This is a genomic window from Rhodococcus sp. NPDC003382 (assembly GCF_053589135.1).
Genome location: NZ_JBSFRH010000082.1, coordinates 1 through 13,422, shown reverse-complemented (window position 1 = coordinate 13,422; position 13,422 = coordinate 1). Strand labels below are relative to the sequence as shown.

The 13,422-nt window shown below is 70.4% G+C and carries 2 protein-coding genes; both read left to right on the top strand.

Features of this window, described 5'->3' with window-relative positions:
• Nucleotides 1–6,162 (top strand): amino acid adenylation domain-containing protein (locus ACWDUD_RS30060; protein ID WP_450111699.1); only part of this gene is annotated, 6,162 nt, incomplete at its 5' end.
• 268 nt (nucleotides 6,163–6,430) lie between these two features.
• Nucleotides 6,431–13,422, top strand: a 6,992-nt coding sequence (locus ACWDUD_RS30055; protein WP_450111698.1) for an amino acid adenylation domain-containing protein, incomplete at its 3' end; no start/stop codon positions are given.

The window sequence follows — 13,422 nt, the reverse complement described above, 5'->3', positions numbered from 1 at the left end:
CGGGGGTATTTCGGTCGGCCGGAGTTGACGGCGGATCGGTTCGTGGCGAATCCGTTCGCCGCAGACCCCGACGGTGGTCGTCTCTACCGCACCGGTGATCTGGTGCGCTGGCTGCCGGACGGCTCGCTGGACTACCTGGGCCGCACCGATTTCCAGGTGAAGGTGCGTGGTTTCCGGATCGAGCTCGGTGAGATCGAATCGGTTCTGCGGAACCAGGATTCGGTGGCGCAGGCCGTCGTCGTGGTTCGTGAGGACGCGCATCTCGGCGAGCAGCTGGTCGCCTACCTCGTGCCCGACGGCGAGCTCGACCTCGATGCGGTGAAGCAGTCGGCGGCGTGGGAGCTGCCGTCGTACATGGTGCCGACCGCGTGGGTGGTGCTCGACGCGCTGCCGTTGAACATCAACGGCAAGATCGACCGGAAGGCGCTGCCCGCGCCGGTGTTCGAGGCCGTGGCCTTCCGAGCCCCGGTCACCGCGATCGAGCAGATCGTCGCGGGTGTGTTCGCCGAGGTGCTCGGTGTCGAGCGGGTCGGCTTGGACGACGACTTCTTCGCGCTCGGCGGTAATTCGCTGGTGGCGACGCAGGTGACGGCCCGGCTGGGTGCGGCGCTGGATGCGCAGGTGCCGGTGCGGTCGGTGTTCGAGGCCTCGACGGTGGCGGCGCTGGCGGCGGCGGTCGAGTCGCACGCCGGTTCCGGTGCGCGGGTGGCGCTGACGGCGCGTCCGCGTCCGGAGCGGGTGCCGTTGTCGTTGGCGCAGCAGCGGATGTGGTTCCTGAACCGTTTCGATTCCGGCACGGCCGTGAACAACATTCCGGTTGCGTTGCGGCTGAGCGGAGCGCTCGACGTCGCGGCACTCACCGCCGCGGTCTCGGATGTCGTGGCCCGCCACGAGGTGCTCCGTACCTACTACCCGGAGTTCGACGGCGTGGGACAGCAGGTCGTGCTGCCCGTCGCCGACGCTCCGGTGCTGCGGGTCGAGCGTGTCGACGCCGAGCGCGTCACCGAGCGGGTCGCCGAATTGATCGGTACCGGCTTCGATGTCACCGCCGAGGTGCCCTTCCGTGCCGCGCTGCTCGAATTGTCCTCCGACGAGTTGTCCACAGCCGAGCGGATTCTGGTGCTCGTGGCGCACCACATCAGCGCCGACGGGTTCTCCATGGGCCCGCTCGCCCGCGACGTGATGGTCGCCTACGCGGCCCGGTCGCGGGGAGAGGCGCCGTCGTGGGCACCGCTCGAGGTGCAGTACGCGGACTTCGCGCTGTGGCAGCGCGAAGTCCTCGGCGACGAGAACGATCCGGAATCGCTGATCTCCGCCCAGCTCGCCTACTGGTCCCGGACCCTCGCCGGGACCCCGGACGTGCTGGACCTGCCCACCGACCGGCCCCGGCCGGCGCAGGTGACCTATCGCGGCGACACGCACCGCTTCGAGCTGCCGGCGGACGTGTTCGCCGCCGTCGAACGGTTCGCGTCCGAGCAGTCGGCGACACCGTTCATGGTGGTGCACGCGGCGTTCGCGGTGCTGCTGGCACGCCTGTCGGGTACCGAGGACATCGTGATCGGGTCGCCGGTCGCCGGCCGCGGTGAGGCCGCGCTCGACGACCTGGTCGGCATGTTCGTCAACACCGCGGTGCTGCGCACCGTCGTCGACGGCTCCGAGTCGTTCACCGATCTGCTGCGCCGGGTCCGTGAAGGCGACCTCGCCGCGTTCGGTCACGCCGACGTTCCGTTCGAGCGCCTCGTCGACGAGCTCGATCCCGTCCGTTCGCAGGCACATTCGCCGATCTTCCAGGTGGCGCTGGCCTTCCAGAACCTGGCCGCGGGAACGTTCGAGCTCGGCGACCTGTCGGTGGCGCCGGTTCAGGCCGACGCCCACATCGCGAAGTTCGACCTTCAGCTGACCCTCGTCCCGGGAGACCGGGACGAAGGCGCGGCTGTGCCCGCGATGTTCGAGTACGCGACCGATCTGTTCGACGACTCGACGGTCGCCGCGTTCGGGGAGCGTTTCGTGCGGCTGCTCGCCGCACTGACCGGGTCCCCGGAGCGGGCCGTCGGGGACGCCGATCTGTTCGCTCCCGGCGAGCTCGCCGGGCTCCTGGCGCACGCCGGACCGACCGGCCCGGAGCCGTGCACGTTGCGCGAGCTGATCGCTGCGGCCGTCGCCGCGAACCCCGACGGGGTCGCGGTCCGCTGCGAGGATCGCGAGCTCACCTACCGTGAGCTCGACGCCCGTTCGTCGCAGTTGGCCCGCGTGCTGCTGCGGCGCGGTGTCGGTGCCGAGCAGCTCGTCGCGGTCGCGATTCCGCGATCGATCGAATCGGTACTCGCGGTCTGGGCCGTGACGAAGACCGGGGCGGCGTTCGTCCCGGTGGACGCGAACTACCCGGCGGACCGGATCGAGCACATGGTCACCGATGCGCACGCCGCGGTCGGTCTGACCCTGGCGCAGCACGTGGAGGCGCTGCCCGGCGTCACCGACTGGCTCGTCCTCGACGACGCCGAGCTGCAGACCGCGATCGAGGCGGAAGCGGCGACTCCGGTGGCCGAAGGTGAACTGCCCCTGCCGACCCGGGTCGAGCAGGTGGCGTACGTCATCTACACGTCCGGCTCCACGGGTAAGCCCAAGGGTGTCTCGGTCACGCACGCGGGTCTGCACAACTTCTGTGTCGAGCAGCGTGAGCGCTACCGTCCCGGACCGGATTCCCGGATCCTGCACGTGTCGTCGCCGAGCTTCGACGCATCGATGCTCGAGCTGCTGCTCGCGCTCGGCGCGTCCTCGACGATGGTGATCTCGCCCGCCGGCGTGTTCGGTGGCGCGGAGCTGGCGGAACTCATTCGCCGCGAACGGGTTTCGCACGCGTTCATCACCCCGTCGGTGCTGGCGTCGATGGACCCGTCCGGTCTGGATTCGCTGCAGCACCTCGCCGCCGGTGGTGAGGCGGTGCCCGCCGACGTCGTCGCGCGCTGGTCGCCCGGTCGTTCGCTGTACAACGGCTACGGCCCCACCGAGACCACGATCATGGCGAACATCTCGGAGCCGACGGTGCCGGGCGCCCCGATCACCATCGGTGGCCCGATCCGCGGAATGCGCGAGGTCGTGCTCGACGCGCGGCTGCGCCCGGTACCGGTCGGTGTCGTCGGCGAGCTGTACATCTCGGGAATCCAGCTCGCACGCGGGTATCACGCCCGCGGCGCACTGACCGCCGACCGGTTCGTCGCCGACCCGTACGGCGAACCCGGCGAGCGGATGTACCGCACCGGTGACGTCGTGCGGTGGACCCCGAGCGGGGAGATCGCCTACGTCGGCCGCAGCGACCACCAGGTGAAGATCCGCGGCCTCCGGGTCGAACTCGACGAGATCGACGCCGTGCTCGTCTCGCACGAGAGCGTGGACTTCGCGGCGACGATCGGCCACGAGACCCCGACCGGTGGCACCGCCGTCGTGTCGTATGTCGTCCCCGCCGCCGGCGCCGACCTCGACGCCGACGCGCTGCGGGAGTTCGCGGCGACCTCGTTGCCCGCGCACATGGTGCCGGTCGTCGTGATCCCGCTCGACGCGATCCCGCTGACCCCGGTCGGCAAGCTGGACCGCAGGGCGCTGCCGGAGCCGGTGTTCGAGGCCAGGGCGTTCCGTGCGCCGTCGACGCCGATCGAGGAAATCGTCGCCGGGGTGTTCGCGGACGTGCTCGGCGTCGACCGCGTCGGGGCGGACGACGACTTCTTCGATCTCGGTGGCAACTCGCTGATCGCGACGCAGGTCGCGGCTCGGCTCGGCGCGGCACTCGACACCACGGTCCCGGTCCGGGAACTGTTCGAGGCGCCGGCCGTCGGGACTCTCGCGGCCCGGCTGGAAGGGCTCGCCGGCGGTGGTGGCCGTGCGCCGCTCACGGCCGGTCCGCGACCCGAGATCGTGCCGCTCTCGCTTGCGCAGCAGCGCATGTGGTTCCTGAACCGGTTCGATCCGGCCTCCGGGTCCTACAACATCCCGCTGGCGATCCGGTTGTCCGGCACGCTGGATGTGGCGGCGCTGCAGGGCGCGGTCGGCGACGTGATCGGCCGGCACGAGATCCTCCGCACCGTCTATCCCGAACGCGACGGCAGCGGGTACCAGGTGGTGCTGCCGGTCGCCGACGCCCTGCCGGACCTGACCCCCGAGCGGGTCGGCGCCGACGAGCTGCCCGACCGGGTCCGAGACCTGGCGTCGGCGGGATTCGATGTGACCGAGGCGATTCCGGTCCGGATCCGGTTGTTCGCGGTCGACGAGACCGAACACGTCCTCGTGCTGGTCATGCACCACATCAGCGGCGACGGCTTCTCGCTCGGTCCGCTGACCCGTGACGTCATGGTCGCGTACACCGAGCGGGCCGCGGGACGCCTGCCGGAATGGGCGCCGCTGCCGGTGCAGTACGCCGACTTCGCGCTGTGGCAGCGGGCCGTCCTCGGCACCGAGGACGAGCCGGACTCGCAGATCTCGGCACAGCTCGGTTACTGGCGGGAGGCTCTCGCCGGACTGGCCGACGATCTCGAGCTGCCCACGGACCGGCCGCGGCAGGCGATGCCGTCCATGGCGGGCGCGTACCACGCGTTCACGCTCGAGCCCGAGCTGCACCGCGGGCTGACCGAACTCGCGCGCGCCCACAACACGTCGATGTTCATGGTGGTGCACGCGGTGCTGGCGGTCCTGCTGGCACGGCTCACCGGCGGCCGCGACATCGCGGTCGGCACCGGTGTCGCGGGACGCGGTGAACCCGAACTCGACGACCTGATCGGCATGTTCGTCAACACGCTGGTGCTGCGCACCGACGTCGATCCGTCCCGGTCGTTCGGTGAGCTCGTCGACCGCGCCCGGGAAACGGACCTGTCGGCATTCGCGAACGCCGATGTGCCGTTCGAGCGTCTCGTCGAGGTTCTCGATCCGGCACGGTCGTCGGGACGTCACCCGTTCTTCCAGGTGATGTTGTCGCTGCAGAACTTCCGGCCGGTGTCCTTCGAGCTGCCGGGCCTGACGATCAGCGGCCTCGACACCGGGGAGGTCGCGGCCAAGTTCGATCTGATGCTGACGCTCGAGGGCACCTACGACGACGCGGGCGACCCGGACGAGCTGATCGCCGGGTTCACCTACGCCACCGACCTGTTCGACGCCTCCACCGTCGAGCGGTTCGCCGAGCGGTTCATCCGGATCGTGGAGGCGGTCGTCACCAAGCCCGACGTGACCGTCGGCGACATCGACATCATGGGTGCCGCCGAACGCGCACAGTTCCAGTCCCGCACCACCGACACGGAATCCGAGTCGGGGGCCACGGCCCGCAACCTGGTGTCGGTGCTGATGTCCACCGTCGAGTCCGACCCGGAGGCTCCGGCGCTCGCGGACGGCGAGGACGAGGTCTCCTACGCCGAGCTGGACGCGAGGTCGTCGCGGGCGGCCCGGTTCCTGCTCGGCCGCGGAATCGGCGCCGGAAGCCGGGTCGGCATCCGGATGCCGCGCTCGGTGGACCGCACCGCCGCCGTGTGGGCCGTCCTCAAGACCGGTGCCGCAGTCGTCCTCCTCGACGAGGCGGTGTCCGGCGGGGCAGTGTCCGGCGGGGCGGGGCTCGACGTCGTGCTCGGTGTCGCCGGGGACCCCGCCGATGCGTCGGTGATCGTCCTGGACGATCCGGACGCGGCCGCGGCGATCGAGGCGCAGTCCGGGACCCCGGTGACCTACGCGGACCTGACACGTCCGATCCGGGGCGACGACCCGGCGTTCGTGATCGCGGCCGGCACCGAAGAGGAGCGGGTGATCGGTCACGCGGCCGCGGCGGACACCGCCGCCCGGCTCGCGGCCCGCACCGGCGTCGACTACGAGTCCCGCACCCACGCGCACGGGCCCGCCGATTCGGAGGCCGCGGTGCTCGAGCTGCTCGTGGCCGCCACTGCCGGTGCCGCCCTGGTGGCGCCGCAGGAACGCGCGGAGTCGTTCGAGGACGAGCTCGCCGATCAGTGGGTGACGCACCTGTTCGTCGGGTCACCCGGCGCGCCCCGGTTCGACGACGGAATCCCCGAGGACCTCGCGGCGATGGTGTTCGTGGACGTGCAGCCGGAGCCCGGATACGAGGACCTGCTGGGCGCCGACGGTCCGGATCTGTTCACCGACGTGGTCACCGCCGCCGGCGGCGGCCGGTAGGGGGAGCGGCAGCTCGATCGGCCGCCGCGCGGGCCGGAACCCGGACCGCGCGGCGGCCCGGGTTCCGGGCACTCCAGGTCGCGATCGTGTAACGAATCGGCGCGCCGCGAGGGTATAGAGTTGACGCTTTCGTGCACGCATCAGCCGGATGTGGCGCCGAAGCGCCGGCTCGTACCATGGAGCGGGTTGTTGGGTCAATAGACGAGAGAGCCCCGCGTCGCGCTGCGACCGAGGTTCTCCTGTCCTGGGCATGAGGGGTTGTTAACGAATGACGGCTGACGAGACCGGTGCCAAGGCTGCAGGTGGGGCACGCCGCAGGACCGGCTCCAGCAGGCCCGCTCGTCGACGCCGCACACGTGCACTGACCCTCCCGCAGTTGCTCGCCGCGGCCGTGGAGATGGACCCGACGGCCACCGCGGTCGTTCTCGGCGACCGCCGTCTGACCTACGGCGAGCTCGACGAGCAGTCCTCCCGCCTCGCGCGGGTACTGATCGCGCGCGGCGCACGGCCCGAAACCTTCGTCGCGCTCGGATTGACCCGTTCGATCGAATCGGTCCTCGCCTGGTGGGCCGTCGCGAAGACCGGTGCCGCCTTCGTTCCGATGGACCCGACCTATCCCGCCGACCGCATCGAGCACATGGTCACCGACTCCGGCTCGCGCTTCGGCCTCACCGTCACCGAGCACCGCGACCGCCTGCCCGACTCGGTGGAGTGGCTCGCTCTCGACAGCGCGGAACTGGCCGCCGAGTGCGCGGCGGTGTCCGGGGCGCCGGTCACCTACGCGGACCGCGTCGGTTCGCTGTCCGTCGACAACACCGCGTACGTCATCTACACGTCCGGCTCCACCGGCCTCCCGAAGGGCGTCACGGTCACCCACGGGGGCCTGTCGAATCTGTCGGCCGAGCAGCGCGAGCGGTTCAAGATCGACTCTTCCTCCCGCACCATGCATTTCGCGTCGCCGAGCTTCGACGCGTCGATCCTCGAGCTGCTGCTCGCGGTCGGTGCCGGGGCGACCATGGTCATCGTGCCGCCGACGGTCTACGGCGGTGACGAACTCGCCGAGCTGCTGCGGAAGGAAGGTGTCACCCACGCCTTCATCACCCCCGCCGCGCTGGCGTCGATGGATCCGGCCGGTCTGGATTCGCTGCGCGCGGTCATGGTCGGCGGTGAGGCCTACTCCACCGAGTTGATGGCGAAGTGGGCCGGCGACCGCGACTTCTTCAACGTGTACGGGCCGACCGAGACGACCGTCATCTCCACCAGTAGCGACCCGCTCGAGGCGGACGGCCCGATGCCGATCGGTGTCGCCCTGCGGGGTGTCTCGGCACACATCCTCGACGGCCGCCTCAACCCGACGCCGATGGGTGTCGCCGGTGAGTTGTACCTCTCCGGACCGGGTGTCGCGCGCGGCTACCACCGGCGTCACGGCCTGACCGCCGAACGCTTCGTCGCGAACCCGTTCACGGACGACGCGGGCACCGAGCCCGGCGCGCGCATGTACCGGACCGGCGACGTCGTGCGCTGGGTCGACGGTCCCACCGGGCCGGTCATCGAGTACGTCGGCCGCAGCGACTTCCAGGTCAAGGTCCGCGGCTTCCGCATCGAACTCGGGGAGATCGACGCCGCGCTGTCCGCGCACGACTCCGTCGAGTTCGCCGCGACCGTCGGGCACACGTCCGCGACCGGCGTGACGACGCTGGTGTCGTACGTGCTGCCCGCGGCCGGATCGGTCGTCGACCAGGACGCGCTCAAGGAATTCGTGGGTCGGTCGCTGCCGTCCCACATGGTCCCCTCCGTGGTGATGACCCTCGACGCGATCCCCCTCACCGGGAACGGCAAGCTGGATCGGAAGGCCTTGCCGGAGCCTGTGTTCGAGGCCAGGGAGTTCCGCGCTCCGTCGACCCCGACCGAGGAGACCGTCGCGGCCGTGTTCGCCGACCTGCTCGGTGTCGAACGTGTCGGCGTCGACGACGACTTCTTCGAACTCGGCGGCAACTCCCTGATCGCGACGCAGGCGGTCGCGCGCCTCGGCGCCGTCGTCGACGCCCGCCTTCCCGTGCGGGACCTGTTCGAGTTCTCCACCGTCGAATCCTTCGCCGCCTACCTCGATTCGCTCGGCGATGCGGCAGGGCGCGTCCCGCTCGTGCCGCAGGACCGGGGCACCGTCGTCCCGCTGTCGCTCGCGCAGCAGCGGATGTGGTTCCTCAACCGGTTCGACACCACGTCGACCGTCAACAACATCCCGCTGGCGATCCGCCTCACCGGCCACCTCGACGTCGCGGCCCTGCGCGCGGCGATCGGCGACGTCGTCGAGCGGCACGAGATCCTGCGGACGGTCTACCCGGAACTCGACGGTACCGGACACCAGGTGGTTCTCCCCACCGCCGAGGTCGTCGACGAACTGATCCCCGTTCCGTCGACCGCAGGCGAAATCCTCTCGGACGTGGTCGATTTCGTCGACGAGGGATTCGACGTCACCATCGCGGTCCCGGTGCGGATCCGTTTGTTCACCCTCGGCGAGGACGAACACGTGCTCGTTCTCGTCGTGCACCACATCAGCGCGGACGGCTCGTCGATGGCCCCGCTGACCCGCGACGTGGTCACGGCGTACGCGGGCCGGAGCGTCGGATCGGCGCCGGCCTGGGAACCGCTGCCGGTCCAGTACGCGGACTTCGCGCTGTGGCAGCGCCGGGTCCTCGGTTCCGAGGACGATCCGGACTCGCTGATCGCCGCGCAGCTCGACTACTGGAAGAACACGCTCGCCGGGTTGCCCGATGAACTCGCCCTGCCGACCGATCGTCCTCGGCCGCAGACCGCGTCGAACGCCGGTGCGATGTACCGCTTCCCGATCGACGCGGATCTCGTCGAACGCCTCGAAGCGGTGGCCGCCGCCCAGCACGGCACCCTGTTCATGGTGGTCCACAGCGCGCTCGCCGTGCTGCTGGCCCGGCTGTCCGGCACCGAGGACATCGCGATCGGCACGCCCGTCGCGGGCCGCGGTGAGCAGGCGCTCGACGACCTGGTCGGCATGTTCGTCAACACCCTCGTGCTGCGTACCCAGGTCTCGCCCGCAGCCACCTTCACCGAACTCCTCGCCCAGGCCCGCGAGACCGACCTGGGTGCGTTCGGGCACGCGGATCTGCCGTTCGAGCGGCTCGTCGAGGTGCTCAACCCCGTCCGGTCGCAGTCGCGGCACCCGCTGTTCCAGGTGGCGCTGTTCTTCCAGAACCTCGAGGAAGCCCACCTCGACCTCGCGGGCCTGCGCGTCGAGGGGCTCGACGCCGGCACGACGACCTCACGGTTCGACCTGCAGCTGACCCTCGCCACCGACAGCGACACCGACGGCATGGTCGGCATGCTCACCTACGCCACCGCGCTGTTCGACGAATCGTCGGTCGTGGAGATCTCGAAGCGACTGCTGCGCATCCTCGACGCGGTCTCCACCGATCCCACGGTGACCGTCGGGGACCTCGAGATCCTCGGCGCCGGCGAGCGCCGCGTCCTGCTCGACACGTGCAACGACACCGAGCACACGATCGCGGACCGTCTGCTGCTCGACGGCTTCGACGCACAGGTCGCCCGGACCCCCGACGCGACCGCACTCGTGTACGAGGGTCGCGAACTCACCTACGCCGAATTCGATGCCGAAGTCAATCGTCTTGCGCGGCACCTGATCTCCCTCGGTGTCGGACCGGAGTCCCGGGTCGCGCTGGCGATGCGCCGGTCCGTCGAACTCGTCGTCGGCATGTACGCGGTCCTCCGCGCGGGCGGCGCCTACGTGCCCGTGGACCCGGACCACCCGGCCTCGCGCACCGAGTACATCCTCGACGCCGCCGAACCCGTCTGCGTGCTCACCACCGAGCGCGACGATCTCACGCTGCCCGAGCGCATCCCGGTCCTGCACCTCGACACCCTCGACCTCGCGCACCTGCCGGCCACGCCGGTCCCGGCGAGCGAGCGAACCGGGGTGCTGCGTCCCGGGAACACCGCCTACGTCATCTTCACCTCCGGATCCACCGGACGCCCGAAGGGTGTCGCGGTTCCGCACGGCGCGATCGCGAACCAGATGGCCTGGATGCAGGGCGAATACGGACTCACCGAGGCCGACGTCTATCTCCAGAAGACCGCCACCACGTTCGACGTGTCGCTGTGGGGCTTCTTCCTGCCGCTGCGGGTCGGCGCGACGCTCGTCGTCGCGACACCCGACGGGCACCGGGACGCCGAATACGTCGCCCGCACCATCCGGGAACGGTCGGTCACCGTCACCGATTTCGTGCCGTCGATGCTCGCCGTCTTCGTCTCGTACGCGGACCCGGCCGACCTGGTGACGCTGCGCGACGTGTTCGTCATCGGTGAGGCACTGCCCGCGCAGACCGCGCACGCGTTCGCGTCGGTCTCGTCGGCGGGACTGCACAACCTGTACGGGCCGACCGAGGCGGCCGTGTCGATCACCTACCGGCAGGCGGCGCTCGACGACGCCGGGTCGGTCCCGATCGGTGTGCCGCAGTGGAATTCGAAGGTGTACGTGCTCGACGGGCGGCTTCGTCCCGTCCCGCTGGGGGTCGCGGGTGAGCTGTACCTGTCGGGCGTCCAGCTCGCACGCGGGTACCACGGCCGGGTCGACCTGACCAGCGACCGATTCGTCGCCGATCCCTTCGGTCTCTCCGGCGATCGCATGTACCGCACCGGCGACCTCGTGCGCTGGACCCGCACGGCCGGCGGCGCACCGGAACTGGTGTACATCGGCCGCACCGACTTCCAGGTGAAGTTCCGCGGCCAGCGCATCGAGCTCGGCGAGATCGAGACGGCCCTGCTCGCCGACCCCACCGTCATGTCCGCATCGGTGCAGGTCGTCGCGACCCCGACCGGCGATCAGCTCGTCGCCTACCTCGTCGCCGAGGCCGGCGCCGACATCGACGAGCAGTCGCTGCTCGCCGGGCTCGGCAAGAGTCTGCCGTCGTACATGGTTCCGGCGGCCGCCGTCGTCCTCGACGCGTTCCCGCTCAACGCGTCCGGCAAGCTCGACCGCAAGGCGCTGCCCGAGCCCGTGTTCGAGACCCGCGCGTTCCGCGCCCCCACCACGCCGGTGGAAGAGATCGTCGCCGCGGTGTTCGGCGAGGTGCTCGGCGTCGAGAGGGTCGGTCTCGACGACGACTTCTTCGCGCTCGGCGGGAACTCCTTGATCGCGACCCAGGTCGCGGCGCGCCTCGGCGCCGCCCTCGAGGTCCGCGTTCCGGTGCGGGAACTGTTCGAGGCCTCGTCGGTGGAGGCCCTCGCCGCCCGGCTCGAGTCGCACACCGGTGCCGGTGGACGCGCTGCGCTCACGGCGCAGGTGCGCCCGGAGCGGATTCCGTTGTCGCTGGCGCAGTCCCGCATGTGGTTCCTCAACCGGTTCGACCCGGACTCGACCGCCTACAACCTGCCGACCGCGCTGCGCATCCGCGGAGCCCTCGACGTCGAGGCGCTGCGCGCGGCGGTCGCCGACGTGGTGGCGCGGCACGAGTCGCTGCGCACCGTCTACCCGGAGACCGTCGACGGGCCCGTCCAGGTGATCCTGCCTGCCGGACGCGCCTCGGTCGCAATGGACGTCGTCACCGTCGACGAGGCGTCGATCGCCGGGGCGATGGCCGGATTCGTCGGGCAGCCGTTCGACGTGACCACCGAAATTCCGCTCCGCGCACGGGTTTTCGAGCTCGGCGCCGAAGACTTCGTGGTCGTCACGGTCGTCCACCACATCTCCGCCGACGGCTCGTCGGGCGGGCCGTTCGTCCGTGACCTCGTCACCGCGTACACGTCCCGGATCGGCGGCGGCGTGCCGTCGTGGGAACCGCTCGCGGTGCAGTACGCGGACTACGCGTTGTGGCAGCGGTCGGTGCTGGGCTCGGAGGACGATCCGTCCTCGCTCATCTCGCAGCAGCTGGTGTTCTGGCGTGGCGCTCTGGCCGGGTTGCCGGATCAGTTGGAGTTGCCGGCCGATCGTCCGCGTCCGGCGGTGCAGTCGGTGGCCGGTGCGCGGGTCGGTGTGGAGATTCCGGCGGAGTTGCACGGGCGGTTGGTGCAGTTGGCGCGGGCGCACAACGCGACGTTGTTCATGGTGGTGCACGCGGCGTTGTCGGTGCTGCTGGCGCGGTTGTCGGGCACGTCGGATGTCGCGGTGGGTACGCCGATCGCCGGGCGTGGTGAGCGTGAGCTCGACGATCTGATCGGCATGTTCGTCAACACGCTGGTGTTGCGGGCGGATGTGCGTTCGGGTGGTTCGTTCGAGGAGTTGCTGGGGGCGGTTCGGGAGTCGGATCTGCAGGCGTTCGCGCATGCGGATGTGCCGTTCGAGCGGCTGGTGGAGGTGCTCAATCCGGCGCGGTCGACGGCGCGGCATCCGCTGTTCCAGGTCGGCCTGTCCTTCCAGAACCTCGCCCGGACCACCCTCGAACTGCCGTCGGTCACCGTCGAGGGCATCGACCTGGCCGGCGACACCTCGCAGTTCGACCTGCACTGGATCGTGCAGGACACCTACGACGAGGCCGGGGTTCCTGCGGGGATCGGTGGTTTCGTGACCTTTGCGACCGCGTTGTTCGACGAATCGACGGTGGTTTCGTTCGTCGAGCGGTTCGTGCGGGTGCTCGAGGAGATCGTGGCGGATCCGTCGCGTCCGGTCGGGGATCTGGAGATCCTCGGTGCGGGGGAGCGGTCGCGAATTCTGGAGTCGTTCAACGACACTGCGCACGAGGTGGATGCGTCGGCGACGTTGGTGTCGTTGTTCGAGGCGCAGGTCGCCGCGACCCCGGACGCCCCGGCTCTCGAATTCGACGGTCGCACCTGGACCTACCGGCAGCTCGACGCGTGGGCGGGCGCGACCGCCCGGCAGCTGGTCGACCTCGGCGTGGCTCCCGAGGAGCGGGTCGCGCTCGGTATGCGCCGGTCCGTGGAGCTGGTGATCGGCATGGTCGCGGTCGCGAAGGCCGGTGGTGCCTACGTGCCGGTGGATCCGGATCAGCCGGCGGAGCGGACGGACTACATTCTCGGCACCGCGGATCCGGTGTGTGTGCTGACCACGCGCGGCGAAGGCTTCGGGGCCGACGGTGACCGCGCCGTCCTGTTCGTCGACGACTTTGTGCCGCAGGATGATTCGACGGTCGATGTCCCGTTGCGCGTGGCGTCTCCGGCGCCGGAGCACACGGCGTATGTGATCTTCACGTCGGGTTCGACGGGTCGTCCGAAGGGTGTGGCGGTGCCGCATCGGGCGGTGGCGAATCAGTTGGT